Here is a 26,489-nt window from a genome sequence, read left to right as displayed (position 1 = left end):
TGCATGTTCGAACGCCTGATTCAATTCGCCATCGAGCAGCGCCTGGTGGTGATGCTGGCCGTGGTCCTGATGGCCGCGGTGGGTATCCACAGCTACCAGAAACTGCCGATCGACGCTGTGCCGGACATTACCAACGTCCAGGTGCAGATCAACACCGCCGCCCCCGGTTATTCGCCGCTGGAGACCGAGCAGCGCATCACCTTTGCCATCGAAACCGCCATGGCTGGCCTGCCTGGGCTGAAGCAGACCCGCTCGCTGTCGCGTTCGGGCTTGTCGCAGGTTACGGTGATTTTCGATGATGGCACCGACGTGTTCTTCGCCCGCCAGTTGGTCAACGAGCGCCTGCAAGTGGCTCGCGAGCAATTGCCCGAGGGGATAGAAGCGGGCATGGGGCCGATCTCCACCGGGCTGGGGGAAATCTTCCTGTGGACGGTGGAAGCCGAGGAGGGGGCGCTCAAGGAAGACGGCACACCCTACACCCCAACCGACCTGCGGGTGATCCAGGACTGGATCATCAAGCCACAGCTGCGCAATGTGCCGGGGGTGGCCGAGGTCAACAGCATTGGTGGCCATGCCAAGCAATACCTGATTGCGCCGGAGCCCAAACGCCTGGCGGCCTACAAGCTCACCCTCAATGACCTGATCGCGGCGTTGGAACGCAACAACGCCAACGTCGGCGCCGGTTACATCGAGCGCAATGGCGAACAGTTGCTGATTCGCGCACCGGGCCAGGTGGCGTCGGCCGAAGACATCGCCAACATTGTCATCTCCAGCGTCGATGGCACGCCAATCCGTGTCAGCCATGTTGCCGAGGTTGGCCTGGGCGAAGAGCTTCGCTCGGGTGCGGCCACCGAAAATGGCCGGGAGGTGGTGCTGGGCACGGTGTTCATGCTGATTGGCGAGAACAGCCGCACGGTGTCCCAGGCGGTCGCCGCCAAATTGGTCGAGATCAACCGCAACCTGCCCAAGGGGGTGGTGGCGGTGACCGTGTACGACCGCACCAACCTGGTGGAAAAAGCCATCGCCACGGTGAAGAAGAACCTGATCGAAGGGGCCATCCTGGTCATTGCCGTGCTGTTCCTGTTCCTGGGCAACATCCGCGCCGCACTGATCACCGCAATGGTCATCCCGCTGTCGATGTTGTTCACTTTCACTGGCATGTTCAGCAACAAGGTCAGCGCCAACTTGATGAGCCTAGGCGCGCTGGACTTCGGCATCATCGTCGACGGTGCGGTGGTGATCGTGGAAAACGCCATCCGCCGCCTGGCCCATGCCCAGCAACGCCATGGCCGCATGCTGACCCGCAGCGAGCGCTTCCATGAAGTGTTCGCCGCCGCCCGCGAGGCGCGCCGGCCGCTGATCTACGGGCAGTTGATCATCATGGTGGTGTACCTGCCGATCTTTGCCCTGACCGGTGTCGAGGGCAAGATGTTCCACCCCATGGCCTTTACCGTGGTCATGGCCTTGCTCGGCGCCATGATTCTTTCGGTCACGTTCGTGCCGGCGGCCATTGCCCTGTTCGTCACCGGCAAGGTCAAGGAAGAAGAAGGCCTGGTGATGCGCACGGCGCGCCAGCGTTATGCACCGGTGCTGGCCTGGGTGCTGGGCCGGCGCAAGGTGGCGTTTGCCGCCGCTGCCGCCCTGGTGCTGTTGTCCGGGGGCATGGCCAGCCGCATGGGCAGCGAGTTCATCCCCAGCCTCAGCGAGGGCGACTTTGCCTTGCAGGCCCTGCGTGTGCCGGGTACCAGCCTGTCGCAGTCGGTGGACATGCAGCAGCGCCTGGAGCAGGCGATCATCGCCCAGGTGCCGGAGGTGGAGCGGGTGTTCGCCCGTACCGGTACTGCCGAAATCGCCTCTGACCCGATGCCACCGAACATCTCCGACGCCTATGTAATGTTGCGCCCGCGCGAGCAGTGGGTAGATCCGGGCAAGCCGCGTGACGAACTGATCGCCGAGGTGCAACGTGCTGCCGCCAGCGTACCGGGCAGCAACTACGAGCTGTCGCAGCCGATCCAGTTGCGTTTCAACGAGCTGATTTCCGGGGTGCGCAGCGATGTGGCGGTGAAGTTGTTCGGTGATGACATGGATGTGCTCAACCGCACCGCCGCGCAAATCGCCAGCAGCCTGCAAGGTGTCGCGGGTGCGTCCGAGGTGAAGGTGGAGCAAACCACCGGCCTGCCGGTGCTGACCATCGACATCGACCGCGACAAGGCGGCGCGCCATGGCCTGAACGTGGGCGACGTGCAGGACGCCATCGCCATTGCCGTGGGTGGCCGCACGGCAGGCACACTGTATGAAGGCGACCGGCGCTTCGACATGGTGGTGCGCCTGCCCGAAACCTTGCGCACGGATGTGGACGGGCTTTCCAGCCTGCTGATTCCGGTACCGGCCAGTGCCATTGCGGGCGCTGCGCAAATCGGCTTTATCCCGCTGTCTCAGGTGGCCACGTTGAACCTGCAACTGGGGCCTAACCAGGTCAGCCGCGAGGATGGCAAGCGGGTGGTGGTGGTCAGCGCCAACGTTCGCGGGCGTGACCTGGGCTCGTTCGTGGAGGATGCCGAACAGACCCTGATCCAGCAGGTGCAGATTCCACCGGGTTACTGGACACGCTGGGGTGGGCAGTTCGAACAGTTGCAATCGGCAACCGAGCGCCTGCAGGTGGTGGTGCCGGTAGCCTTGCTGCTGGTCATGGCACTGTTGCTGATGATGTTCAATAACCTCAGGGATGGCTTGCTGGTGTTCACCGGTATTCCGTTTGCCCTGACCGGTGGGGTGCTGGCGCTGTGGTTGCGGGACATTCCGTTGTCCATCTCGGCGGGTGTGGGTTTCATTGCCCTGTCGGGGGTGGCGGTGCTCAACGGGCTGGTGATGATCGCCTTTATCCGTGGCCTGCGCGAAGAAGGGCGCCCGTTGCGGGTGGCGGTAGAAGAGGGCGCCTTGACGCGCTTGCGGCCGGTGCTGATGACCGCGCTGGTGGCTTCGCTGGGGTTCATTCCAATGGCCTTGGCCACGGGGACCGGGGCTGAGGTGCAGCGGCCGCTGGCGACGGTGGTGATTGGTGGGATCCTGTCTTCTACTGCGTTGACGTTGCTGGTTCTGCCTGCGTTGTATCAGTGGGCGTATCGGCGGGAAGAGGCGCAAGAGGGCTGAGAGCCAGGGGCCGCTTTGCGGCCCATCGCGACACAAGGCCGCTCCTACAGGATTGCGTATTTCCCTGTAGGAGCGGCCTTGTGTCGCGATGGGCTGCAAAAGCAGCCCCGACAATCTCAGACAGTACTACGAACTCCAGACTGCACGCCGTCTACCCCCCCCTCATCATGCAACGAAATCCGCGAAGTCTCCGGCAACGCCAACCCGCCCACCAGCGCCACCAGCGCAATCACCACCAGGTAAAACGCCGGTGCCAGGCTGCTGCCGGTCTGCCCGATCAGCCAGGTCGCCACCAGCGGCGCGGTGCCGCCAAACAGCGTATAGGCCACGTTGTAGGTAATCGCCGAAGCGGTGTAGCGGGTGCGGGTTGGGAAGCTTTCGGACAGCAACGCCGCAGTGACCACGCCACTGCACAACGCGCCCACCGCCAACAGAATCACCCCCAGCAGTGCACCCGACATCGAGCCAGAGCTGGCCAGCCAGTATGCCGGGAACACGCACAGCATCACCCACAGGCAAGTAAAGCCGATGGTCTTGCGCCGCCCCACTCGGTCCGAGAACGCGCCGGCCAGCGGGCAGCCGACGGCGGCGAACAGCAGGGCCACGGTGGTCACCAGTAGTGACTGTGCGCGGGTCAGGTTGCCTACCAGTTGCAGGTACGTGGCGAAGTAGGTGGTGAACATGTAGAACGACAGGGCGGTCAGCGAGATGAACGCCCCCAGGTTGCGAATGACCCGGCCATGGTGACGCAGGGTGTATTTGAGCGGTGAATGCTCATGTTCCTTGCCTTGGGCGACGGCTTCGCGGAATGCCGGGGTTTCTTCCATGCGCCAGCGCAGGTACAGACCGACCAGCCCCAGCGGCGCGGCAATCAGGAATGGAACGCGCCAGCCCCAGGCATTCATTGCCTCGGCCGACAGGCTGGCTTCCAGCCCATAGGCGATCACTGCGGCGCAGGCGAAGGCGGAAAAGGTCGAGACCGGCACGAAACTGCCGTAAAACGCACGCCTGTCGTTAGGTGCGTGCTCCATCAAGTAGGCACAGGCCCCCGCGTACTCGCCACCGGCAGAAAAGCCCTGCAGGCAGCGCGCCAGGGTGAGCAGCGCGGGGGCTGCCAGGCCAATGCTGGCGTAGGTCGGCAGCAGGCCGATCAGGGTGGTGGAGCCGGCCATCAAGAGGATTGTCAGCGACAGGATGCGCTTGCGCCCCAGGCGGTCGCCCAGCGCGCCGAACACGATCCCGCCCAGCGGGCGAAGGGCAAAGGCCACGGCAAACACCGCGAACGTTTTGAGCAACGCCACGCTGGGGTCTTCGCTGGCAAAGAACTGGCTGGCGATCAGCGTGGCAAGAAAGCCATACACGGCGAAGTCGAACCATTCGACGAAATTGCCGATGGCCGAGGCGGCGATCACCCTGCGCAGGGTGGCGGGGGATACCTCGTGAGGTGCGGACATGCGGGTGCTCTCCGGTTCCATTGGCAGCCATGATGAACGTGGCGCGGTCGGGCCGCGCCATCATTGTTGTGCTTGCCAGTAGATAACCGGGTGCAAAAAGGTGCTTTGTCGAGGGCGACCTCGGGATACCTGATTCAACCGGTATAACGGTTTACAGCCGGCCGACCTTCCAGGGGGCGTACTCCAGTTCGCTGTAGCCTTCGGCTTTGCCGTGCATGTCGGCCTTGAAGCCCGGCAGGCTGCTCAGGTCAAGCGCCATGCAGCGGCTGGTGAGTTCGGCTTGCAGCCTGCCATCGAGACGAAAGTCATCCGGCCGGTTCGGGTGGGGATAGATTTGTACCAGGCAGCCTTGGACCTTGCCCTGCGCATTCGCCTCGTAATAGAGCGAGGCCCGGCCGATGCTGTTTACCGGCTGGTCGCGGAACAGGTGCTGCCAGAAGAACTCACGTTGTGCATTGGCCTGGCGCCGTGGGGTATCCAGTGCCTGGGCGGCAGCGGGCAGATCCACGAACAGCGGCGCTCGTATTTCCGTCGTGCCGTCCTCGTCGCGCATCGACTTGGGCACCACGGGGTAGATGGTCTTCCAGCATTGCGCCTCGACCATGTTGGCCAATGCGTTGAAGTCTGAGCGGACCAGGTCGGCCGGTAATGCTCTTTCGTACTTCATCGGTGCTTTACTGGTTTTGCAACTGATGGGGGCGGAGTGCTGGTCGAGTTTGACATTCAGCATCACCACGCCAACCTGCTTGCCTGTATCTGCTGTGGCGATGCCCAGCTTCAGTACGTGTTGCATGTCGCTGACGAATGCCTTGCGCGCCTGTTTGTCCTCCTCGGAGGCAGGGCGGTTCTGGCAACCCGCCAAGGCGATGAGTGCAGCTGCCACGATTGCCGGAGACAACGGTCTGAGCACAGAAACTTCCTTGATGTGATAGAGCCGGCGTTAATGCCGGCGGTAATGAGAACCAATATTATCACTCGAAATGCTTGAGGGCTTTGTGTGGTTTGTGTGTAGGAAATGTATGGTTTTGCGGTATCGGCGCGATGGCCGATACCGCCCTGTGCATCAGAAGCGCATGTCCAGTGCCAGTTCGAAGGTGCGCGGCGGCCCCATGTAGTACTGGCTGTTGTAGGCCTGCTTGGCATACACCTCGTCGGTCAGGTTGCGCACCCGCCCGGTCAGCGTAGTGTGCTCATCCAGCCGGTAGCGGGCGAACGCGCCAAACAGGGTGTAGGCCGGGGCCTTGAGGCTGTTGGCATTGTCGGCATACACCGAGCCCACATAGCGCCCGTCCGCGCCCACCGACCACGCCGACGACAGGCTGTAGGTCAGCCACAGGTTGGCGACATTGGCCGGCACGTTGGTCGGTGCATTGCCTTTGCGCGACACCGATACGCCGTTCACCGCCTCGTTGAACTCATCGTACTGTGCATCGACATAGGCATAGTTGGCCTCGGCCAGCAGTTTCGGTGTCACCTGCAACCGCCCGGACAGCTCGATACCGCGTGAGGTCTGCTGCCCGGCCTGGACCGTGAGGTTGGCGTCGTTGGAGTCGCGGACGGCAAAGTCCTTGCGCACGATCTGGTACAGCGCCAGCGTCGCGGCACCGCGCCCATCGAGGAAGTCGAACTTGCTGCCCACTTCCCATTGCTCGCCCTTGGACAAGTCGAAAAGGCCGACATTGGAGTAGGTCGCCGCTGCCAGCGAGCCGGCCGGCAAGTCGGCGGAAGAGCTGTACTGTACGTACACGCTGGCCGAAGGCGTCAGCGCATAGGTCAGGCCGATGCGCCCGGACAGCGGCTCCCAGCGCCGCTCGAAGTAGGCCGGCGAAGTTGGCGTCACTGCGCCGTAGTTGGTGACGTCCATGTCCAGGTGGTCGTAACGCAGGGCGGTCAGCAGGGCCAGGCGCTCAGTCAGCTGCAAGCGGTTTTCGGCGAAAACCGCGCGGTTGATGACCTCGTGGCGGCGTTGCTTGGTCAGGCCGGCATTCACACCAGGGATGTCATCGAAGCTGCCGGGGTCGAAGTGCTCGGCATCGACCACGTCACTCCAGCTGCTGGAGGTGGGGTAGAGGGTCTGGCGCATGCGCGAGTACTCCAGCCCCAGCGACCACTGGCTGGCCAGGCCGAACAGCTGGTTGTCATGGCGCAGCTCGATGCGGTCGCCCAACAGGTTCTGGTCGTGGCGCTGCAAGTAGGGGCTGCTGCGCTGCACCTTGCCATCGCGGGTGTAGGTGTAACGTTCGAGGTTGCGGTAATCGCGCTGGGCGTTGTAGTGGTACAGCGTGTTCTGCACGCTGGTGCTGTCGCTGATCTGGTAGTCGAGGATCGAACGCAGCCAGCGCACCCGCTGCTCATAGCGGCCATCGCCAACGTTGTAGTTTTCGAAGCGGCGGCTGTTGTCGATTTTCATCGTGCTGCGCCCCGGCAAAATCGGCGAGCCCCAGTACGGGCTGTCTTCGCGGTCTTCCTGGTATTCCAGCGCCAAGGTGTGGGTGAGGTTGGGCGTCAGGTCGCTGAGCAGCGAAAAGGCCAGGCTGTCGGTGTGCCGTTCGTTGCGGTCGACATAACCGTTGCCATGCCCGCGGCTGAAGTCCAGGCGCATGAAATGCCGGGCATCGGCGGGGTTGCTGGCCAGCGCCTGGTTGATGCCGAAGGCCACTTCGCTGTCGTCGAAGCTACCGTAGCGAATACGCCCGTCAATGATCTGCTGGTCGCGGCTGGCGAGCTTGGTGATGTAGTTGATCGAGCCGCCCACCGCCCCCGCGCCATGCAGGAACGAAGACGGCCCGCCAATCAGCTCGACGCGGTCGAGCACCCAGGCATCCACCGGGCGAGTGGCGCTGCTGTAGCCCAAGTTGATGCCGTTGTACAACTGGGTGACCTGGTTCTGGGTGAAGCCGCGGTAGGCGACGAAGCCGCCAAAGCCAGGGTTGGCCGAAGCGTTTACACCGGTCATGGCGTTGATCACGTCCTGGCTGTCCTTGGCGCCGCGTTCTTCGATCAGGCGGCGGTCCGAGACGCTGACCGAGGCGGGCGTTTCTCGCGCGGTGAGGCCCAGGCGCGAGCCGGTGCGGATCGGCTCGTCCAGTTGCACGCCGCTGGCGGCGTCGCGTTCGCCGTCGATGGTGGTGGCGCCAAGTTCTACAGGGGCGCTGCCGGCCCAGGCAACGCTGCAGGTGCCCATGATGAGCAGCAGGGAGGTATTGCGAAGCATGTTTGTGTGTCTTCCACGCAAGGTTCATGGCTGACGGCGAGCGCGCACAGGCGCGCCCGGCTGAAGTCAGGCGAAATGAAGTGAGGCTGCGGGGAAGACGGCAGGGGAGGCGCGGGGGTTGAGGGCGGGGCGTTGATAGCGCGGTGGCGGTTGTGCCCAGCTGCGCACCACGATGGGCGAGGTGGCCACGGCTTGCGCCGGGGTGAATGACCAGCCACCACTGCTGAGCGGTACCGCCAGGCCGAACGATGAGCACACCGGGCAGTCGAGCTGAGCCATGTGCTGGTCGCCGCCGGCGCCGTCCAGGTCGATGGCCACGCCGTGCTCGCTGTTGACGGAGCAGAAACCACCTTCCAGGCCGGCCAGGCGCAGGCCGCCCATCTGCCCATGGTGCAAACCGCACAGCAACAGGCTGAACAGGACGCTGGCATAGAGCGCCCAGGCAGTCAGCGTGCGAGTGTGCCGGGTGGTTTTCATGGCGGCGAATCTACCATTCGGATGAACGGTCGGGTAGTGCTTTTGCTGCAGCACGATCGCTTGTAGGAGCGGCCTTTTGTCGCGACAGGGGCGCAAAGCGCCCCCCAAGACCTGTCAGGCCGCCCGCTCCAGCGCATCCAGTAAGTCGACAAACTCCATCGCCAGCTTGTGCCGTGGCGCCAGATGTACCAACGGCACCGACGCCTGGTGCGACTCCCGCATCTTGATCGAGCTGCTCAAGTACACCGGCAGCACCGGCAGGCCTTCGTTGCGCAACTGCTCGACCAGGGTCTGGTGCAGCGCGGTGCGCCCGGCGAACTGGTTCACCACTACACCTTCCACCTGCAGTGCCGGGTTGTGGTCCTGGCGCAGCTCCTCGACCTCGGCCATGACGCAGTGCAGGGCCTGGCGCGAAAAGCTGTCGCAGTCGAACGGGATCAACAAGCGCTCGGCCGCCACCAGCGCGCTGAAGGTGTAGAAATTCAGCGCCGGCGGGGTGTCGATGTAGATCCGCTCGTAGTCCTCGCCCAGTTCCACCAGCAGTTTGCGCAGCTTGTTGATCTTGAACTTGCTCTCCAGCTTGCTCTGCAGATCGCTGAGGTCAGGGCTGGCGGTGACCAGGTGCAGGTTGCTGTAGCGGGTTTCGGTGATCGCCACGCGGTGCTTCTTGCCAGCGGCGGTAACCGGCGACAAGGTTTGACGGAAGAAATCGGCGATGCCGGCAGGTATGGCGTCATTGACCAAGCCGGTCAGGTAGTAAGTGGCATTGGCCTGCGGGTCGAGGTCGACCAGCAGGGTCCGATAGCCCTCGGCGGCACTGGCTGCGGCGAGGTTGCAGGCAATGCTGGATTTGCCCACGCCACCTTTCTGATTGAAAACCACACGACGCATGAGACGCTCATCCATGAAGTGTAAATGTCAGGTTGGGGTCAATCCTATGACTGAAACACTGCAGTTTTATGACAAAGATTGTTACAAGCTCACAATCAGGGGGCTCAGGCGATGGCCACCCGGTTGCGCCCTTGCTGCTTGGCCTGGTAAAGCGCCCGGTCAGCCAGGCCCAAAGCTTCCATAGGCTTGCTGCCCGCATCACCATCCCAGCGCGCCACCCCCAGCGAAATCGTCACTGCCCCCACGGGCTCCACAGGCGTGTCCTGCACTGTCACCCGCAGCCGTTCGGCCACCGCCGCCGCCACTTCCAGGCTGGCCCCTGGCAGCAGCATCAGGAATTCTTCGCCCCCGGTGCGGCAAAGCAGGTCACCTTCGCGGCAACAACGGCGCATCAATTCCGCCAGCCGGCGCAGCACCTGATCACCCACCTCATGCCCATGGTTGTCGTTGACCCGCTTGAAGTGATCGATATCCAGCTCGATGGCCGCAAATGCTCTTCCTTCGGCTTCCAGCAGCGACAGGCTGAACTCCAGGCTGCGGCGGTTGCCCAGGCCCGTCAGCGGGTCGGTCTGGGCGTCACGATTGAGCCGGCCAATCCGCTCTTGCAGCAAGTTCAAGCCGAACAGCAACGCGCGCTTGAGTTCTGCTGCCTCGAAGTACCAGGCCCGCACCTGATGCAAATGTTCGGCGGTGCCGGCGCGGTCCATCGAGCGGGCACCCGCGGCCAGTTGCCACAGCGGCCGGGCGATGGTCATGGCCAACCACCACAGCAGCAGGCTGCCAACCAGCGCCAAGGGTGCCGAAGTGCCGACGACGTTCAGCACCAGGTGGCTCAGTGGCGTCACCGTCTGCGCCAAGGGCTGCTGCGCGACCACGCCCCAGCCGGCGCTGGGTACGGTGGCGAAGCCGGCGAGCATTTCCACGCCCAGGCTGTTGGTCAGTTGCCGAGTACCGCTGTCCAGTGTCGCCAACTGGTCTACCAGCGCGTTGCCCTCCACCACGGTGCCTACCCGTTCGCTGTTGGGGTGGTACAGCAGGCGGCGGTTGCGATCGACTACGTACAGGTAAGAACCGTCCTTGTAGAAGTGCTCGCCCAGCAGGCTGTTGAGGATATTGCGCTCACGCAGGTACAGGCTGCCGCCCACATAGCCCAGGTAGCGGCCGTTGCTGTCGAAAATGGGTTGCGAGAGCGCCACCACCAGGTTGTCGGCCGCCGACAGGTAGGGCGTGGAAACCAGTGGACGGCGTTCGTGCAAGGCTTCCTGGGCACCGGGCGACTGCACGTGGGTGCCGACCAGGTGGCGCAGCGGGGCTGGGGATACTGCCAACAGCACGCCGTTGGCGTCGATCACGAAGGTGGAGTTGAAGGCCATGCTCTGGCCCAGCACACGCTCGGTTTCCACCTGCAGCGCAGCACCATCGCTCAGCTGACGGCCCTGCAGGCTGGCGCTGAACGCCAGTTGCTGCAGGGCGTTGCCGATGAAGGTTTCGGTGATGCTGGCCAGCTTCGTCGCATACACCCGGTTGGCTTCCAGCGCGTTGTCGATCAGCAGTTGGCGCTGCACTCGGTAGCTGGCGAAGTAGCTGGCGCACAGCATGACCACTGCGGTAAGGGCGCAGAGCACCAGAATGAGTGTACGTAAATCCAGGCGCAATCCATGCTTGGCGTGTGGCAATCCTGACCTCGGGTGATCGAAAAGGGCTACTGAACGGGAGTGGCCTGGTGCGCCGCGGTCAAGAACCTGCCTTGTCCAGTGCGTCGAGTTCGTCCTCCACCTGCTGCATGCGCTGTTCGACCAAGGCCTGAACGTTTGCATCTTGGGCGGTTTCACGCATCAGGGTGGTGAGTTTTTCGCTTAGGCGTTTGCCGGCTTCGGTGTCTTCCAGGGCACGGGCCTTGGCCGGGTCCTGGGTGGCGGCGACGATGGTGGCGAACTCGGCGTCGCTGAAGTTCTTTTCGCTGTACAGGCGGAACAGGTCCTGGCGCTGGTCCTCGACGGTGAGGTGCTTGCGCAGTACGTCCTGAATGCTCGCCTGCGACAGCTGTGGGTGAGTGCGGCCCAGCAGTGCGGCCATGCGCTCGATGTTGTGTGTGTAGGCGTCCTGCAGCGGTAGCTGGGCAAGGATCTGTTCTTCACGGGAGGGTTTCTGGTCGCAGGCGGTGAGTGCGGCAGTCAGCAACAGGGGCAACAGCAACTTCTGGAAGCGCGACATGGCATGGCCTGGTTGGGCAGTGAAGACCGCTGATTATACCGATGTCCGCCTGGCCACGACGAGCCCTGTGATTTGCCTTGTGCGGCGCGCTGGGGTAGAACCTTGCCCTCCCGATCATGGGCAGTAACCCGATGCCGAACTGGACCCTGCAACCCGTGGCGCGAGACGCCATTGCCGAAGTGCTGGCGTTTGTCGACAGCGCCCGCCGCGAGCTGTTTCCGATGCTCGCCAACGCGCCATTGCCGCGTGACCTGGCGCATTTTGCTGAAGCATACCTGGACGGCGCGGGCTGTTTCCTGGAAGCCCGTGATGCTGGGCGGCTGGTCGCGGTGATCGGTTACCTGCCCTATGATCATCGCTTTACCCAGTTTGATTACCACGCAGTACGGGTCGTCGAGGTGGTGCGCCTGTTCGTGTTGCCGGGGTACCGCAGGCATGGTCTGGCTGCGGCCCTGTTCTGCGCATTGCGCGAGCGGGCGATGCTGGCGGGTATCGACCTCCTGTACCTGCATACTCATCCGTTTCTGCCGGGTGCGATTGCATTCTGGGAGCGACAAGGGTTTGCGGTGGTTGATGTGGAGAAGGACCCGGTCTGGCAAACCACACACATGCAATTGCGATTACGCTGACCTGTAGGAAAGCCCCTACGACGGTGCTTTGGGTGTGATCGACGCGTTCATTTCAAAATCTACCTGGCTTGCTAACCTTCCCTCGTGTATGGCTTTTTAACAGCACCCAAGGGAGATTCACAATGGCGCACATGGCCCTGTACAAACTCAAACTGCTGGACGAGTTCGAAGACCGCACAGACCTGTGGACCTTCGGTGATTTCGAGAGCAGGTTGATGGACCTGTGGCGCGGGGCAACGCGGCATGATGCCAAAGGCATCATCAATGCTGCACACAAGGAACGGCGTTGGCCCAGGGCGGTGAAGCGCTATTTGCTGACGAATTATCGGGCGTTTGGCAATGTCAGTTCGGAGGTGGAGCGCACGTTTGACGAGGTGCTGGCGGCGATGAGCGCACAGGAGAGGGCCCAGTGGGGGTTGCTGCCTGCTGGTAATTCAGTTGCCTGAAAAACCCAGGGGCTGCGCAGCAGCCCCACTCAGGCGACGCATTGCATCAGAACCCGCCTGACAACGGCCATTCCACCGCCAGCCGTATCTGGTCGCCATCCAGCTCCGCCTGCGCCGTGTTCCCCCGGTGCACGTTATGCCTGACCGAGAACGTCGTGCCTTTGGCCTTGCCACTCTGTACCACGTAACGCGCTTCCAGGTCGCGCTCCCAATGCTTGCCACCCTTGCCATACCCCAAGTACGCATACCCGCCATTGGGGTCGACGTGCGTGCCATCGATATCGAAGCCACGCACATACAACGCCACCAGGTTCAACCCCGGCACGCCGTAGGCGCCCATGTTCAGGTCGTAGCGCGCCTGCCATGACTTCTCGTTCGGTGCGTTGAAGTCCGACATCTGCACAGCGTTGGCGATGAAAATCGCGCCGCGCGTCACGTAGTCGAAGGGCGTGTTGCCGTCCACTTGCTGCCAGCCCAGGCTGAAGCTGTGTGGGCCCTGGTTGTAGCGCGAGAGCAGGCTCCAGGTGGTGTTGTCGATGCGCCCGGATAGCGCTTTGCCGGTGTCGGTGGTGCGATACAGGTTGAGGTCCAGGCTGATGCTGCGCTGGTCATCCAGGGCGTGGCTGAGGGTACTGCCCAGGTAGTGCTGGTTCCAGCTGTCCTCGTAACGTGAGGTGTACAGGCTGGCGCTGAAGGCGGCGCCGGGGTTCCACACGGCACCGGCCAGGTCGAAGCTGTTGCCCTGGCGGCCGTTGGAGTAGTTCACCACAAAGCCCTGATCGTGGCTGGAAGCGTTGCGGTCGGTGCTTTCGTTGAAGTGCCCGGCTACCAGCTTGAGGTTGTCGACTTCATTGCTGGTGAGAAAGAAGCCCGTGGCAGTCTCGGGCAGCAGGCGACTGTCGGAGGAACTGAACACCGGCGTCTTGACCCGTTGCTCACCGTAAGACAGCACCGTATCGGACACGCGCAGTTTCAGTGCCGCACCTGCGCGGCTGTACTCGTTTTTAGGATGCCCGTCGTTATCGACCCCGAGCAAGCGCGCCTTGCCCGCCCGCCCGCCACCACTGTCGAGTTGCACGCCCAGGTAGGCATGGGCATCGACCCCGACACCGATCAGGCCTTGGGTGAACCCGGACTGGAAGGTACCCATCAAACCATAGGCCCATTCCTCGGCCTTGCCATTACGCTCGTTGCGCGGTTTGTAGGCATTGCGCGCTGCGCTGTTGCGCCCACCGTGCTTGTAGTCGCGCTGGTCGAAAACGCTGCGGTTGAGCAGGTTCCAGCTGCTGTCCGCGAGAAAACCATTACTCTGCGACTGGGCAGTGTCGGCCAGGGCGAGCGGGGCCAGGCCCAGTAGCGGCAGTGCCAGCAATAACCGGTTCATTGCCCGGCCTCGAGCTTTTGCAGTTGTGCGGCGAAGCGGGCTTTGGCCCGTGCCGGCAAGTTCGCCGGCAACGCCGCTGCGGGCGCATCACCTACCTGGATCACCATCACCATGCCCATGGCCAGGTGGGGAATGCACTGAATACCGTACACACCAGGCACGCTGAAGGTTTGCTCGAACACCTGGTTCAGTTTGCTCTTGAACGGCTCGGCACCGGCGGGCAGCAGGCCCGCCACGCTGGCGGCATTGTGCCCGCTTTGGGTGGGCAGAAAGCGCACGCTGTCGCCGGGGGCAATGTGCAAGTGGTCCGGTTCGTAGACCATGGCGCCGTCGCTGCCGCGGTTGAGCATTTTTACTTCATGCACTTCGGCCAGCACGGCCGGGGCAAGCAGGGCGCTGGCAAGCAGCAGGGCGACAGGGCGAAACAGCATGGGCAGAACTTCCGGGTTCAGGGGGCGCGAAAGCGCAGAATGCGCGCGCCGTCGTAAGGGTCGGTAAGGTAGTGGGCGTGGACGCCGAAGGTACTCAGCAGGCGCTCGGGGGTGAGTACGTCGAGTGGTTTGCCAAGGGCGACCAGGCGGCCCTTGTCGAGTACCGCCACACGGTCACAGGTGAGCGCCTGGTTGAGGTCGTGCAAAGCCACCAGGGTGGTTACCGGCAGGGCCTGCACTTGCTGCAGCAGGCTTAGCTGATGCTGGATGTCCAGGTGGTTGGTCGGTTCGTCCAGCAGCAGTACCTGCGGGCGTTGGGCCAAGGCGCGGGCGATGTGCACACGCTGGCGCTCGCCACCGGACAGCGAGCCCCACAGGCGCGTACGCAGGTGCAAGGCATCAAGGTCGGCCAACGCTTGCTCGACGATGTCGCGGTCCTGCCGGGAGAACGGCGCCAGGGCCGAGAGCCAGGGCGTGCGGCCCAAGGCAACCGCGTCGAACACGCTGATCGCATCGAGGGTGTCGGCCTGTTGTTCGACCAACGCCAAGGCCTGGGCTACATGGCGGCGAGGCATCTGCGCCAGCGGTTCGCCCATCAGCTGTACGTTGCCGCAGGTGGGTTTGCGCAGCCCTGCCAGCAACTTCAGTAGCGAGGATTTGCCCGAGCCGTTGGGGCCGACGATACCCAGGGTTTCACCAGCGACAACGCCAAGGTCGATACCGCTGAGTACGGCATTGCCGGCCAGTTGCAGCCCCAGCCCCTGGCAACTCAGTGGGTGCACTTGTACAGCAGCCAGGAGGGTCATGGGCGCCCCCGGCGGCTGACCAGAATCAGCGCGAAAACTGGCGCGCCGATCAGCGCGGTAACCACACCTACCGGGATCACCTGGCCGGTGATCAGCGTGCGTGAGAGGATGTCTGCAGCAATCAGGAACAGTGCGCCACCCAGCGCGCTGGCAGGCAGCAGGCGGCTGTGCCCGGGGCCTAGCAGCAGACGCAGGGCGTGGGGTATTACCAGCCCGACAAAACCGATGGCACCGACAATGGACACCATCACCGCCGTGACCAGCGCTGCACAACTGATCAGCAACAACTGGGTACGCCGCACCGGAATGCCCAGCGAGGCTGCCGAATCGGCACCAAACGTGAAGGCGTCCAGCGCACGGCGATGCCACAGGCACACCAGCAAGCCGAACAGCGCCACCGGCACAGCCAGCCACACCGAAGGCCAGCGCACGCCGCTGAGGTTGCCCAGCAGCCAGAACAGGATACCGCGCGCCTGCTCGGCGGTGGCCGACTTGGTGATCAGGAAGGCGGTCAGGGCATTGAACAGTTGCGAGCCAGCGATACCGGCAAGGATCACCTGAGCGTTGTTGCTGCTGGGGCCGGCCGCGCGGGCCAGCAGCAGCACCAGGGCGAATGCGGCCCCGGCGCCGATGAAGGCCCCGGCGGACATGCTCAATGCCAGGCTACCCAGGCCCAGCAGGCCGACCAGCACCGCGCCGGTCGAGGCACCGGCAGATAGCCCGAGCAGGTACGGCTCGGCCAGGGGGTTGCGCAACAGCGCCTGGAGAATCACGCCGCAGGTTGCCAGCCCGGCGCCGCACGCGGCTGCGACCAGGGTACGGGTCAGGCGGTAGTTCCAGACGATGCCGGCGTCGATCGGGTCGACCGGGTAGCCGGCCTGCCACAGGTGGTTGGCCAGCACCTGGCCGACCACGCTGGGCGACAGGCTGGTTTCGCCGATGGCGGTACCGGCCAGCAGGGCGGCCAACAGGGCTGCCAGGGCAACCACGATGCAGGGTAACAGGCGCATCATCACTGGGCTGCTTTACCGCTGGCGAAGGCTGTGGCTAGCGTCTGCACGCCGCGGAACAGGCGGATGCCGGCTTGCATGGCGTCGGCGTCAAGAATGATGATGCGATCGTGCTTCACCGCATCCATGTTGCGGGTTACCGGGTCGCTGCGCAGGAATTCGAGCTTTTTCTGGTAGTCGTCGGCGGGGAAGCGGCGGCGGTCCATGCGGGCGATGATCAGCCAGGTGGGGTTGGCCTTGGCCAGGGTTTCCCAGCCTACGGTCGGCCATTCTTCGCTGGACTCGACCACGTTGCGCACACCCAGGGTGCGCAGCATGAAGTCGGCGACGCCCTGGCGGCCGGCCACATAAGGGTCGATGTCGAGGTCGGCGCTGGAGAACCAGAACAATGCCGAGGTGGCCGACAGGTCCTTGCCGGCCAGTTGCGCCTTGGCACTGTCCAGGCGGCCTTTGAGCTCGGCATTCAGAGCATTGCCGCGGTCCTGCACATCGAAGATCTCGGCCAGCTGGCTGATGCTCTTGTAGATGCTGCTGACCTGGAACGCCTGCAGACGGGTGCCGTCGGCGCCGACCAGGTTGTCCTTGCCTTCGCAGTCCGACGGCAGCAGGTAGGTGGGGATCTTCAGTTCATCGAACTGTTCGCGGGTGCCGACCACGCCCTGGGCACCGACCATCCATTCGAACTGCACCGCCACCAATTGCGGGCGCTTGCCGACCACGGCTTCGAAGCTGGGGTCGTTGTCGGCCAGGCGCGGCACCTTGGCGTTCACTGCCTGGTACTCGGGCAGCACGTTGTTGAACCACAGCGAGGTGCCCGCCAGCTTGTCGCCCAGCCCCAGTGCATAGAGCATCTCGGTACCGGCCTGGCCGATGGTGACGGCGCGCTGTGGCGCCTGGGCGAACGTCTGCGGCTTGCCGCAGTTGTCGAGCGTCAGCGGGTAGTGGGTGGCCGCGGCCTGGGCCAGGCCGGTAAGGCCTAGGCCGGCGAGCAGGGTGACGAAACGGGGCAGCATGCTGGGCGATCTCCTATCGGACAGTTCGGGTGAGGAACGCGCGGACAGGCATCGCCGAGCCCCTGCCGGTGGCAGGGGCAACACTGATGGCCAATCCCGGACACCCCGCCGGTTGGTGAATGTAGGCCGGCAGGTCTCCTGACTGGTGCGTCATGGCCCGGCTCCGGCCTTCCCGGGCGGTCTGGCCCAGTGGCATCGATGGAGCAGGCTCGGCACCTACAGTTGCGGGGGCAGTTCCGTTTGGCCCGTATTGGCGGGCCTGGGATTCCCTATTAGTTCCGTGGTGGAAACCGGCGGCCCGCATGGTAGACCATCGCGCCGCCGGGTGAAAACGCTTTTCAGAAGTACTTCAGCCAGGCGATGTCGCGGCGCCGCTGCTTCAGTTGGGCGAACCCGCGTACTGGCAGGTACAGCGAAGCCGCCAACAGCACCGCGCTCAGCCACACCGCTGCAATGCTCTCGAAGCCGAAGTAGTCGCCCTGGTTGAGGCCTAACAGCGCCACGCTGGCCAGGTACAGCAGCTTCAGCACATACAGGTGCAGCAGGTAGAAGAACATCGGGGCCGCACCGAACACCGCCAGGGCACTGATCCAGCGCGCCTGGCCGGCCCGCTCGAAGGCGCGCAGCAACACAAGGCCGCAGCCCAGGGTCAGGGCCAGGAACAGTAGCGACGGTGGGTATTTGGTGATGTTGAAGAAGCTCATCAACGTTTGCGTGAAGGTGGGGTAACCGCTCCACGGCGCCTCACCATAGCCGTTGAACAGGCGCAGCAGGACAAAGCCCAGGAGTGCGAGCAACCCGGCCGTCAGCAGGCGTTGCTGGCGTTGTCCGGCCTCGCTGCCGCGCGCGAACCAGGGGCCCAGGCCATAACCCAGGGCAATGACGCCGATCCACGGCAGCACCGGATACGACGTGCGCAGGCGCAGGTTTTCCGACCATTCAAGCCAGCCGCGGTCGTGCAGGATTGCCCAGGGCACGTGCAGGGCTGACCCCACGCCAACGTGCAGGCCGTCGAGCAGGTTGTGGCCGGCGACGATGATGGCGCCCAGGGTGAGCAGTGCGGCGCGTGGCAGCCACACCAGCAGGGACAAGGCGATCATGCTGACGCCGATGGCCCAGATCACTTGCAGATAGATCACGCTGGGCGGCAACTGGAAGGTCCAGGCGAAGTTGACCAGGGTGAACTCCAGCACCACCAGGAACAGCCCGCGCTTGAACAGGAATGCCGAGACATCGCTACGGCCCTGATGCTTCTCGCCGTACAGCCAGGCCGACAGGCCGGTCAGCAGGACGAACACCGGTGCGCAGAGGTGGGCCAGTGTGCGGCTGACGAACAGCGCAGGCTCGGTGCTGTCGATGGCCATGGGGTCGCTGACCTGGCGGTGCAGGAAAAAGGTCTCGCGGACATGGTCCAAAAGCATGAACAGGATCACCAGGCCGCGCAGGGCATCGATGCTCTGCAGGCGCTGGGTGATCAAGGTGGGCGTGGCGCTGGCGCTTGTCATGGAGGGTCGCTGATAGGAATGAATGTCATGTGAAACGTTATCTTATAACTAATTTATTGGAGGCTGGTAGAGGTTTTTGTGTTGCCTGTGCAGGCCTCTTCGCGGGCGCGCCCGCGAAGAGGCCGGTTCAGGCAACTCAGGTCAGAAGGTGTAATCCACCGTCGCAAAATACGAGCGCGGCATCCCCATCAACCACTGCTGCCCGCTGAACGCCGACTGCACATACTCGCGATCGAACAGGTTGTTCAACTGCAACCCCAGCCGTACATCAGGCAACACCTGCCAGGCGATGTTGGCATCGACCACGGTGTAGCCGGGGGCGCTTTGGGTATTGGCGGTGTCGGCATAACGCTCATCCACATAGCGCGCGCCAATGCCGGCTTCCACCTGTTGGCCGAAACCTTTGCTCAACCACAGGTTGGCGGTACGCCGTGGCACGTTTGCCGGCCGGTTGCCGGCACGGTCCTGCGCCACGCCGCCGACCATCTCGTCGAAGTCGTCATACCTTGCGCGCACCAGCGATGCGTTGGCAGACACCTGCCATTGGTGCGCCAGCGCCAGTTCCAAGGTCGCTTCGAGGCCATCGGAGGTCTGCTGGCCAGCCTGTTGCTTCTCGTGGGTGATCGGGTCGTCTACCAGCAGCTTCTTCTTGACGATGTGGTAGGCGGCCAGTGTCCATTCGCCACGGCCTTCCCAGAAGCGCTGCTTCAGGCCTACCTCGGTCTGCTTCGCTTCGGTCAAGTCATAGTGCATCTGGGTGGGGCTGAGGCTGATGAGGTTGTTGACCCCTTCCTCGCTGGTGGAGTACTGGCCATACAGTGACAGGTCGTCAGTGACCGCGAACACCAGCCCAGCGCGCCAGTTGCCACCTTGCAGGCTGCGGTCACTGCGGCTGTCGTTGGTCAGGTTGTCGCGGTCGATGTGGTTCTGGTCGCGGCGCACGCCGGTTACCAGCGACAGCCGGTCGCTGAGCTGCAGGCGGTTCTCGGCGAACAGGGCAAAGGTATGGGTGGTGGACAAGGTTTGCGGTCGCAGCGGCGAGGCACTGTGGAACCCACCGGGCTGCGGTTGCCATGGGTCGATGTAGTCGCCGCCGACATCGTTGTAGGGTGAATTGCTGTCGACGTTGAAGCGCACCTTGTTGTACTCGGCCCCGACCACGGTCTTGCTGGCCAGGCCGAACAGGGTGTGGTCGAAGGTGAAGGTCTGGCGGTCGCCGAACTGTTCCTGGTTGTGCTTGATCTCCAGGTAGCTGCCGCGCAGCAACTGCTGACGCTCGGCGTCCCAGCTGTAGTCTTCGGCGTTGCGCCAGTGGCGGCGGCTCTTGATGTAGTACAGCTGGTTGCTGGCGCTGAGGTGGTCGTTCAGCGTCCAATCGGTGGTCAGCCGGGTCCACTCGTCGTCATAACGCTGCACGTCATTCTGTACGTTGTAGTTCTTGTTGCGCAGGCTACTGCGATAGTGGCCGTCGATCAGCGGCGTGCCGTAGTAGTTGGCGGGCTGCGCCTCGCCACGGTCGTGGGCGAGGGTGAAGCTGAGGTCGTCACTGGCATCGAAACGCAGCGCTGCGCTAACGGCCAGGCTGCGCGAATGGGTGCGGTCGACCCAACCATTGCCATCTTGCTGGTTCAGCGTAAGGCGATAGCTCAGGCGCTCGCTGAGGCTGCCGCCGCTGTCCAGGCCGAGCTGCTGACGGTCCCATGAGCCGTAGCCCAGACGCAGGTGGTTGCGCACTTCGCCGGCAAACGTTTTTTTCGGGATCACGTTGACGACCGCGCCGGTGGCGCCTTCGCCATGCAGTACCGAAGCCGGGCCGCGAATCACATCGATACGTTCGACCATCCACGGGTCGACAGGGAACGTTTGCGTGCCGGCGCCGGTGTAAAGGCGCGCGCCGTCGAACAGGGTCATCACCGAACTGTGCCCGGCAAAGCCGCGGGCGGACAGGCCGGTGCCGCCGTCGCCTGGGGAGCCGACGAAGGTGATGCCCGGCGAGCGGGTCACCGCATCCTGCACGGTGAGGTTGTTGCGCTGCTGAATCTGCTCGGCACTGATGCTGCTGGTACTGGCGGGTGTTTCCAGGGCACTCAGGCCAAGGCGCGAGCCGGCCTGGGTAGGCGTGGCCAGGTCGATGGCGTGGCTGTCGAGGGTGTCGGTGATGGCCGTGGAAGGCAAGGCCAGAGGCGGCGGGGCACGGTCATCGGCCAAGGCCGGCAGGGCGACGGCCAGGCAGGCCGCCAGGGGGTGAAGCTTGAACATACGGGACATGTCGTTCCACTGCTGCAGGAATGAATGCATCCCGGTGGAAAACACGCAAAGGCGAACCATGCAGGCAGGCGCGCGCACGGATTCCGGCCTGCGCCCGCCCACCGCGGGTTGCCAAGTGAAGCTCCAGGCCGGTCTCCGGGCTTGCGAGGGGCATGAAACCTTCACCTTCCCATGCCGGAGCACAGTGGTATCTCGAAGGGTTCGCTCGCTTACCGTTGCGGGGGCAGCGCCGGACTTGTCGTGGGCAACACGACGCACCGGCTTCCCGTTTCACCCTGCGCGCGGCGGCGCAGGACACCTGAAACTGGCGCGCATCTGACCATTGAAACGCGGGGGCGTCAAATTTGCTTGGGCAATGGAGGTGGGTTAGGCCTGCAAAGGCTAGCGTCCGCGGCGCCGCGAAACCCGTGCCTCGATGTTCTTGCGCCCGATCAACAGCGGGGGCTTCTCTACCACCGGCTCATCCGCCAGCCATTTGTACATCACCAGGCAGTCCACCAGCCCCAGGCGGGCATGGCGATAGGCCTTGGGCAAGCGGCCAACGGTCTCGAAGCCCAGCTTGTGCCAAAGCGCCACGGCCACTTCATTGCTGGCCACCACCGAGTTGAACTGCAGGGCCAGAAAACCTTCCTGGCGCGCCAGCTTCTGCGAGTGTTCGCACATCAGGCGCGCCACGCCCCGGCCGCGCGCCTGTTCGCAGACCATGTAGCCGCAATTGCCCACATGTGCGCCAGGCCCGGCAGCATTGGCCTTGAGGTAGTAGGAACCCAGCAGCTCGCCATCTTCTTCAGCCAGCAACGTATGCAAGGGCAGCTCCAGCCACAGCTGGCGAGCCTGTTCGACGCTCAGGGCTGGCTCGAAGGCGTAGGTTTCACGGGCCTGGACAATGGCTTGGAAGGTAGGCCAGAAACGGTCGAAGTCTTCGGGCGTCATGGGGCGAATGTGGATCATGCGGGTTCCTGCGCGGGCTAAGCCGCCCAGTCTGGGTGGCGCGGCGCCGTCGCGCAAGGGCGGCGACGCCGTTTGTGCTCAACCGTTGGCCTTGCCCACCGCGTCCATGGCACGCGCTGAGTAGACCAGTGCGGCCCCAGCATTCATCGCCACCGCTACGCCAAGCGCTTCGGCAATTTCCTCGCGGCTGGCGCCATGCTTGACCGCCTGTTGCGAATGCACGGCGATGCAGCCGTCGCAGCGGGTGGTCACGGCCACGGCCAGGGAGATCAGCTCGCGGGTCTTGGCGTCCAGGTGGTTGGTCTTGGCCCCAGCACCGCTGGCGGTCACATAACCGGCCACGGTGTCGGGTGAGAGTTGCTTGAGATCGCCGATGCCGGCCATCAACTGCTTACGGTAGGCGTCCCAGTCCATCATGCTCATCGTCTTCACCTTGGGGGGTTTGCGAGTGGAGCTTTCAGGCTAGTCGAAGAGTGGCAAGTGCGAGGCTTGTACTTTGGTGGTCATGCAGTGGGCCTTTGGCAGCGGGCTTGCACCAAGCCCGCGCCTACACGGTTCAGATGTAGATGAACACCAGCACCAACGCTGCGACCACTGCCCATTTCTCCAGGTAGTAACGCATGCGGTTGCGCTTCTTCAGCGCCTTGCCACGCTCGCGGATCTTGTAGATGCGGGTGAACAGGCGGTTGATGCCCCCGGTCTTGTCGCTGGCATCGTTGGGCGCAGCGGCGGCGGCCATGACATTTCGGCTGAACCAGCGGTTGAACGCGGTTGCCCAGCGGTACTTGAGCGGGCGTTCGACGTCGCAGAACAGGATGATGCGGTTATGCTCGGTGGTGTTGGCCGCGTAGTGGATGTAGGTTTCGTCGAAGATCACCCCCTCGCCATCGCGCCACGAGTACTTCTCGCCGTCCACGTCGATGTAGCAGCCGTCGTCGTTCGGCGTGTCCAGGCCAAGATGATAGCGGTACGAGCCCGCATACGGGTCACGGTGGCGCACCAGCTTGGCACCCGGCGGCAGGGTGGCGAACATGGCAGCCTTGACTGTGCCGATACCTTGCAACAGCTCGGTGGTGCGTGGGCACAGCGCCATCGCCGACGGGTGGCTCTCGCCGTACCACTTCAGGTAGAAGCGCTTCCAGCCGGTTTTGAAGAACGAGTTGAAACCGACGTCATCGTAATTGTCGGACTTCTTGATTTCGCCTACGTGCAGCAGCTGGCGGCCTTCCTCGCGGATCTCCTGCCAGTGGTCCTGCAGCGGTTTCAGTTCGGGAAAAGCCTCAACCGGCAGGTAAGGCTTGGCCGGGTGCTTGGAAAACAGGTACAGAAAGCTGTTGACCGGGGCCAGGAAGCTGGAGTGGTCGCCCAGCTGACGCGTCAGCTTGTGGCGAACCCGACCGCGCAGGTGAACATAGGCGATCGAGAGGACGAAGATAAGTACGAGTGCAATTTTCATGGACGTTTACTTGTCGAAAAATGGCCATGCGCCATGGCATAAGCTCGCCAGCATAAACAATCATGGGGGCAGTTTGTACTTATTGTTACGAAACGGTGGGGCGACATTGGTGTAATGCCCTACAGTCTTGCGCAAACGTTTCATGTCAGGGAGTTTGTATGGTTCAGGATATACGCCCCAGCGGTAGCCCGTTCAAACGGCTGTTCTTCGCCTTGCCGGTCAGCGATGCCCAGCGCAGTGCTCTGGCCCAATGGCGCCGGGGCCTGAGCCTGCGCAGCGGCAAACCGGTGCCGGCAGCCAATTTCCACGTCACGCTGCTGTTCCTCGGTGATGTGGACGCCGCCCAGCTGCCAGCGATCTGCGCGGCGGTCGATCAACTGGCGCTGCCGGCCACGGCGCCGCGGCTGTTACTCGACCGTTTGCAGGTGTGGCAGCGGGCCGGGGCCCTGGTGCTGGAGGCACAGCAGACACCGCCGGCCCTGTTGCACCTGGTGTACGGCTTGCAGCAGGCGCTGCTGCCGTTGGGGGTGGAGGCGGCCAACCGTGAGTATCGGCCGCACCTGACGCTGTCCAGGGACTACCACGGCCAGCCACCCGAGGCCAGCAGCGCGCCGGAGTTCTACCTCACCGCGCGACACTTCACGCTTTACGAGTCGCGCAAGGGCGCCTACTGGCCATTGGCGCAGTGGCCGCTGGCGCAATGACCTGGGGTTAGAGCTCTGGGGTGTACTTGACCGTCAACAGGAAGTTACGCGGCTCGCCAAAGTTGTTGCTGCCATTGAGCTGGTTGAAGCCTGCGACCCAGTACTTCTTGTCGAACAGGTTGTTGGCGTTGACGGCAACGTTCACTTCCGGGGTCAGCTGATAGGCCAGGCGCGCGCTCCACACCGTATAGCCCGGCACGGTGTAGGTGCGCTCGTAACCCAGGGTATGGCTTTGGGTGGTGAAGCCAAGGCCTGTACTCCAGCGCTGGCCGTCCAGTGGCAGCGTGTAATCGGCCCAGGCGCGCAGCATGTGTTTGGGTGTCCACTGGCTGAATGTGCGGCCTTTGTCGACAGGGTCTTCAAGGAATTTGGTGGTGTTGTAGGTGTAGCCTGCGAACAATTGCAGGCCACTCAGCACTTCACCGCTGATCTCGGCTTCGACACCCTGGCTGCGTACCTTGCCCGACGCTGTTGAACAGTACCAGTCATCGCAGGCGAACCCCGAGGTTGTATCGGTGACCGCGCGGTTTTCCTGATCGTAGCGGAACAGCGCGATCGAAGCGTTGACCCGGCCGTCAAGCAGTTCGCCCTTGAGGCCCGTTTCGTAGTTGCTGCCAATCACCGGTTTGAGCGGTGTATTGCCAACGGCGCGTTCGGTTTGCGGTACGAAGACGTCTGTGTAGCTTGCGTACCAGGCCCATTCGCGGGTCAGGTCGTAGACAAAACCTGCATACGGGGTGACCTCACCCGTTTCGGTCATGCGGCTGGTGGGGTTGACCTGGCCCGGGTTCAGCCCGCGGTACGTGGTGCTTGCGTAGCTGTAGTCGAACCAGCTGACGCGTGACCCGAGAATCAGCGTCAACCTGTCGGTCGGTTTGACGCGCCAGGCACCGTACAGTCCTTTCTGGCGAATATCATAGCCACTGCTTTCGTGGCGCCCGAAGGGCGCGGCAAGCAGGCTGTCACGGCTAGGCTCGGGGCGGTCATGGTCGATGCCGAAGATGCTGTCATTGCCACCAAAGGTGCGCCAGTAACCATCATCGCTGGTGAGCTTGGAGTAGTTGCCGCCAAAGGTCACTTCATGTGCTACGGGGCCTGTGTCGAAGTGGCCGACCACGTTCATGTCCAGGCCCAGCTTGGTGGAATGGAAGTCGGTGATCCAGTCTGCATACTCGACGCCACTGCCGTCAGGCTCAAGGCCTTCACCGACGGTCTGGGTGCGCTGGTGGGTCGACGTGTTGGTCTCGTCCATGCGCACTGCAGCGGCCTTGAAAGCCCAGTCCTCGTTGAAACGGTGCTCCAGGTCCAGGTAATAGGTGGTGACGTCGGTCTCGGCACGGCTCCAGCGAGCGCCGGTGTAGGTCGAGCGCGGTACGTCGACCGGCTTGCCCGTGGCGTAGCGGGGGATACCCCGCAGCATCGGTCGCGACTGCTGGCGGTTGTAGCTGATGCCAGCACCCACGGTAGTGGCGTCATTCAGGTCGATGTCCAGCGCGCCGTACAACGAATGCGATTTGCTCCACTGGTAGTCGATGAAGCTGTCGCTTTGGTCTTCGTCGGCCACGAGCCGTCCGCGTACACGGCCATCGGCGGTCAACGGGCCGCCGGCGTCAAGCTGCAGGCCGTAATGGTCCCAGGAGCCAGCTTTGCCGGTGAGGGTAACGGTCGGGGTTGCCTGGCCGCGCTTGCGCACCAGGTTGATCGCGCCGCCGGGGCTACCTGTGCCCTGCAGCAGGCCTGAAGCACCGCGCAGGATCTCCACTCGGTCGAAGAACACCAGGTCCTGGGTTGCCCAGTTGCCCAGCGAATAGTTGTTTCGCGGAATCGGCACACCGTCGTACTGCCAGTCATCGATCTGGAAACCACGCGAGGTCACCACCACGCCAGGGCCAATGCCCTGCGCGCCGACAATGCCCGTGGTGTGGTTGAGCGCGTCCTGCAAATCGGTGATGCCCTGGTCATCCAGTTGCTTGCGCGTGATGACGGTGACCGACTGGGGGATCTCCTTGAGAGTGTGCGTGCCTTTGCCGAGGGTCACCGCACGGGCGGCATAGGAACCTGTGCCTTCGCTGGTTGCATCCACGTAGTTGTCGGTGATGCTGGTGCTGCCCAGCTCCATGACGTCGCCGCCCAGGCTGGCGGGGGCGACACTGAAATGCCCCTCGCTGGAAACCCGCAGCTGCAGGCCGCTGCCGGCCAGAGCAGCTTGCATGGCCTGTTCGGCACTCATCTGGCCGACCACGGCAGGTGCTTGCTTGCCGCGCACCAGTGCAGGCTCCAGCGCGATGATGTGGCCGCTTTGGCTGGCGATGCGGTTGAGCGTTTGAGCCAGGCTGGCGGGCGGCAGGTCGAACATCTGGGTTTGCGCCTGGGCTAGCACGTTGAAGCTGGCCAAGGCGGCGACCAGAGGCAGGGCGCGGGGCAAGGGGTTGTACACGGATTACTCCCGAATGAAGTGGCTGTCAGGAGGTATGTGGGACGAACAA

Annotated in this window: 22 protein-coding genes and 2 riboswitches; of the genes, 4 read left to right on the top strand and 18 right to left on the bottom strand. The window is 63.6% G+C overall.

What is annotated here, in order from left to right; all coding sequences use genetic code 11:
• Window positions 1-3 precede the first annotated feature (3 nt).
• Window positions 4-3,150, top strand: coding sequence for a CusA/CzcA family heavy metal efflux RND transporter (locus DM807_RS15755; protein WP_179027542.1), 3,147 nt, complete (start codon window positions 4-6; stop codon window positions 3,148-3,150).
• 116 nt (window positions 3,151-3,266) lie between these two features.
• Here DM807_RS15755 and DM807_RS15750 read toward each other — a convergent pair whose 3' ends face one another.
• The 7 genes from DM807_RS15750 to DM807_RS15720 form a co-directional block, all read right to left on the bottom strand.
• On the bottom strand, window positions 3,267-4,604 hold the full coding sequence (locus DM807_RS15750; RefSeq protein ID WP_179027541.1) for an MFS transporter: 1,338 nt from the start codon (window positions 4,602-4,604) through the stop codon (window positions 3,267-3,269).
• Between the two features lie 151 nt (window positions 4,605-4,755).
• On the bottom strand, window positions 4,756-5,514 hold the full coding sequence (locus DM807_RS15745) for a hypothetical protein (protein WP_060492801.1): 759 nt from the start codon (window positions 5,512-5,514) through the stop codon (window positions 4,756-4,758).
• A gap of 153 nt (window positions 5,515-5,667) precedes the next feature.
• Window positions 5,668-7,818 carry a TonB-dependent receptor gene (locus tag DM807_RS15740; RefSeq protein WP_179027540.1) on the bottom strand — a complete coding sequence of 717 codons (2,151 nt, stop codon included), beginning with the start codon at window positions 7,816-7,818 and terminating at the stop codon, window positions 5,668-5,670.
• Window positions 7,819-7,884: 66 nt separating this feature from the next.
• Window positions 7,885-8,295: a DUF2946 family protein gene (locus DM807_RS15735; protein ID WP_012271700.1), complete on the bottom strand. Its 411-nt coding sequence runs from the start codon at window positions 8,293-8,295 to the stop codon at window positions 7,885-7,887.
• A gap of 114 nt (window positions 8,296-8,409) precedes the next feature.
• Window positions 8,410-9,186 carry a ParA family protein gene (locus tag DM807_RS15730; RefSeq protein WP_012271701.1) on the bottom strand — a complete coding sequence of 259 codons (777 nt, stop codon included), beginning with the start codon at window positions 9,184-9,186 and terminating at the stop codon, window positions 8,410-8,412.
• 104 nt (window positions 9,187-9,290) lie between these two features.
• Window positions 9,291-10,862 (bottom strand): sensor domain-containing diguanylate cyclase, encoded by a 1,572-nt coding sequence (locus tag DM807_RS15725; RefSeq protein WP_012271702.1) that lies wholly within the window; start codon window positions 10,860-10,862, stop codon window positions 9,291-9,293.
• A 58-nt stretch (window positions 10,863-10,920) separates the two neighbouring features.
• Entirely contained in the window at window positions 10,921-11,400 is a 480-nt protein-coding gene (locus DM807_RS15720; protein WP_069942783.1) for a hypothetical protein, read from the bottom strand.
• Between the two features lie 131 nt (window positions 11,401-11,531).
• Between DM807_RS15720 and DM807_RS15715 the strand changes: the two genes are divergently transcribed.
• Complete coding sequence (locus tag DM807_RS15715; RefSeq protein ID WP_179027539.1) at window positions 11,532-12,029, top strand: GNAT family N-acetyltransferase; 498 nt, start codon at window positions 11,532-11,534, stop codon at window positions 12,027-12,029.
• Window positions 12,030-12,151: 122 nt separating this feature from the next.
• A complete protein-coding gene (locus tag DM807_RS15710) occupies window positions 12,152-12,475 on the top strand; it encodes a hypothetical protein (protein ID WP_012271705.1) in 324 nt (107 codons plus the stop codon).
• Window positions 12,476-12,521: 46 nt separating this feature from the next.
• On the opposite strand, the gene DM807_RS15705 is transcribed toward DM807_RS15710, so the two are convergent.
• The 10 genes from DM807_RS15705 to lpxO all read right to left on the bottom strand — a co-directional run bounded on the left by DM807_RS15705 (window position 12,522) and on the right by lpxO (window position 23,299).
• A complete protein-coding gene (locus tag DM807_RS15705) occupies window positions 12,522-13,859 on the bottom strand; it encodes an OprD family porin (RefSeq protein ID WP_060515766.1) in 1,338 nt (445 codons plus the stop codon).
• Window positions 13,856-14,290 carry a pseudoazurin gene (locus DM807_RS15700; RefSeq protein WP_060515765.1) on the bottom strand — a complete coding sequence of 145 codons (435 nt, stop codon included), beginning with the start codon at window positions 14,288-14,290 and terminating at the stop codon, window positions 13,856-13,858. Before DM807_RS15700 ends, DM807_RS15705 begins: the two co-directional genes overlap by 4 nt.
• A 17-nt stretch (window positions 14,291-14,307) precedes the next feature.
• On the bottom strand, window positions 14,308-15,096 hold the full coding sequence (locus tag DM807_RS15695) for an ABC transporter ATP-binding protein (RefSeq protein WP_012271708.1): 789 nt from the start codon (window positions 15,094-15,096) through the stop codon (window positions 14,308-14,310).
• Window positions 15,093-16,109: a FecCD family ABC transporter permease gene (locus DM807_RS15690; RefSeq protein WP_012271709.1), complete on the bottom strand. Its 1,017-nt coding sequence runs from the start codon at window positions 16,107-16,109 to the stop codon at window positions 15,093-15,095. The genes DM807_RS15695 and DM807_RS15690 overlap by 4 nt, the downstream gene beginning before the upstream one ends.
• Window positions 16,109-17,119, bottom strand: a complete 1,011-nt coding sequence (locus DM807_RS15685) for an ABC transporter substrate-binding protein (RefSeq protein ID WP_179027538.1) — start codon at window positions 17,117-17,119, stop codon at window positions 16,109-16,111. Before DM807_RS15685 ends, DM807_RS15690 begins: the two co-directional genes overlap by 1 nt.
• A gap of 111 nt (window positions 17,120-17,230) precedes the next feature.
• Window positions 17,231-17,429, bottom strand: a riboswitch (cobalamin riboswitch).
• Window positions 17,430-17,457: 28 nt separating this feature from the next.
• Window positions 17,458-18,624 (bottom strand): acetyltransferase domain-containing protein, encoded by a 1,167-nt coding sequence (locus DM807_RS15680; protein WP_179027537.1) that lies wholly within the window; start codon window positions 18,622-18,624, stop codon window positions 17,458-17,460.
• A gap of 141 nt (window positions 18,625-18,765) precedes the next feature.
• A complete protein-coding gene (locus DM807_RS15675; RefSeq protein WP_179027536.1) occupies window positions 18,766-20,892 on the bottom strand; it encodes a TonB-dependent receptor in 2,127 nt (708 codons plus the stop codon).
• Window positions 20,893-21,001: 109 nt separating this feature from the next.
• Window positions 21,002-21,209: riboswitch (cobalamin riboswitch) on the bottom strand.
• A gap of 64 nt (window positions 21,210-21,273) precedes the next feature.
• The gene (locus DM807_RS15670; RefSeq protein WP_012271713.1) at window positions 21,274-21,843 is read right to left on the bottom strand and encodes a GNAT family N-acetyltransferase; all 570 of its coding nucleotides are present in this window, start codon (window positions 21,841-21,843) and stop codon (window positions 21,274-21,276) included.
• A gap of 78 nt (window positions 21,844-21,921) precedes the next feature.
• On the bottom strand, window positions 21,922-22,266 hold the full coding sequence (locus DM807_RS15665) for a carboxymuconolactone decarboxylase family protein (protein WP_012271714.1): 345 nt from the start codon (window positions 22,264-22,266) through the stop codon (window positions 21,922-21,924).
• A 133-nt stretch (window positions 22,267-22,399) separates the two neighbouring features.
• Complete coding sequence (gene lpxO / locus DM807_RS15660) at window positions 22,400-23,299, bottom strand: lipid A hydroxylase LpxO (RefSeq protein WP_012271715.1); 900 nt, start codon at window positions 23,297-23,299, stop codon at window positions 22,400-22,402.
• Window positions 23,300-23,457: 158 nt separating this feature from the next.
• Here lpxO and thpR point away from each other — a divergent pair, with 158 nt between their 5' ends.
• A complete protein-coding gene (thpR, locus tag DM807_RS15655; RefSeq protein ID WP_179027535.1) occupies window positions 23,458-24,003 on the top strand; it encodes an RNA 2',3'-cyclic phosphodiesterase in 546 nt (181 codons plus the stop codon).
• Window positions 24,004-24,010: 7 nt separating this feature from the next.
• On the opposite strand, the gene DM807_RS15650 is transcribed toward thpR, so the two are convergent.
• Window positions 24,011-26,440 carry a TonB-dependent siderophore receptor gene (locus tag DM807_RS15650; RefSeq protein WP_179027534.1) on the bottom strand — a complete coding sequence of 810 codons (2,430 nt, stop codon included), beginning with the start codon at window positions 26,438-26,440 and terminating at the stop codon, window positions 24,011-24,013.
• Window positions 26,441-26,489 lie beyond the last annotated feature (49 nt).

It is taken from the genome of Pseudomonas hunanensis (assembly GCF_013393325.1).
Classification (GTDB): domain Bacteria; phylum Pseudomonadota; class Gammaproteobacteria; order Pseudomonadales; family Pseudomonadaceae; genus Aquipseudomonas; species Aquipseudomonas putida_P.
This window is presented reverse-complemented; position numbering and strand designations above follow the sequence as displayed.

Excerpts from the sequence above, each read along its gene's own strand:
- DM807_RS15755 (WP_179027542.1), top strand. The coding sequence starts at position 4 with ATGTTCGAACGCCTGATTCAATTCGCCATCGAGCAGCGCCTGGTGGTG.
- DM807_RS15750 (WP_179027541.1), bottom strand. The coding sequence starts at position 4,604 with ATGTCCGCACCTCACGAGGTATCCCCCGCCACCCTGCGCAGGGTGATC.
- DM807_RS15740 (WP_179027540.1), bottom strand. The coding sequence starts at position 7,818 with ATGCTTCGCAATACCTCCCTGCTGCTCATCATGGGCACCTGCAGCGTT.
- DM807_RS15735 (WP_012271700.1), bottom strand. The coding sequence starts at position 8,295 with ATGAAAACCACCCGGCACACTCGCACGCTGACTGCCTGGGCGCTCTAT.
- DM807_RS15730 (WP_012271701.1), bottom strand. The coding sequence starts at position 9,186 with ATGCGTCGTGTGGTTTTCAATCAGAAAGGTGGCGTGGGCAAATCCAGC.
- DM807_RS15720 (WP_069942783.1), bottom strand. The coding sequence starts at position 11,400 with ATGTCGCGCTTCCAGAAGTTGCTGTTGCCCCTGTTGCTGACTGCCGCA.
- DM807_RS15715 (WP_179027539.1), top strand. The coding sequence starts at position 11,532 with ATGCCGAACTGGACCCTGCAACCCGTGGCGCGAGACGCCATTGCCGAA.
- DM807_RS15710 (WP_012271705.1), top strand. The coding sequence starts at position 12,152 with ATGGCGCACATGGCCCTGTACAAACTCAAACTGCTGGACGAGTTCGAA.
- DM807_RS15705 (WP_060515766.1), bottom strand. The coding sequence starts at position 13,859 with ATGAACCGGTTATTGCTGGCACTGCCGCTACTGGGCCTGGCCCCGCTC.
- DM807_RS15700 (WP_060515765.1), bottom strand. The coding sequence starts at position 14,290 with ATGCTGTTTCGCCCTGTCGCCCTGCTGCTTGCCAGCGCCCTGCTTGCC.
- DM807_RS15695 (WP_012271708.1), bottom strand. The coding sequence starts at position 15,096 with ATGACCCTCCTGGCTGCTGTACAAGTGCACCCACTGAGTTGCCAGGGG.
- DM807_RS15690 (WP_012271709.1), bottom strand. The coding sequence starts at position 16,109 with ATGATGCGCCTGTTACCCTGCATCGTGGTTGCCCTGGCAGCCCTGTTG.
- DM807_RS15685 (WP_179027538.1), bottom strand. The coding sequence starts at position 17,119 with ATGCTGCCCCGTTTCGTCACCCTGCTCGCCGGCCTAGGCCTTACCGGC.
- DM807_RS15680 (WP_179027537.1), bottom strand. The coding sequence starts at position 18,624 with ATGACAAGCGCCAGCGCCACGCCCACCTTGATCACCCAGCGCCTGCAG.
- DM807_RS15675 (WP_179027536.1), bottom strand. The coding sequence starts at position 20,892 with ATGTCCCGTATGTTCAAGCTTCACCCCCTGGCGGCCTGCCTGGCCGTC.
- DM807_RS15670 (WP_012271713.1), bottom strand. The coding sequence starts at position 21,843 with ATGATCCACATTCGCCCCATGACGCCCGAAGACTTCGACCGTTTCTGG.
- DM807_RS15665 (WP_012271714.1), bottom strand. The coding sequence starts at position 22,266 with ATGAGCATGATGGACTGGGACGCCTACCGTAAGCAGTTGATGGCCGGC.
- lpxO (WP_012271715.1), bottom strand. The coding sequence starts at position 23,299 with ATGAAAATTGCACTCGTACTTATCTTCGTCCTCTCGATCGCCTATGTT.
- thpR (WP_179027535.1), top strand. The coding sequence starts at position 23,458 with ATGGTTCAGGATATACGCCCCAGCGGTAGCCCGTTCAAACGGCTGTTC.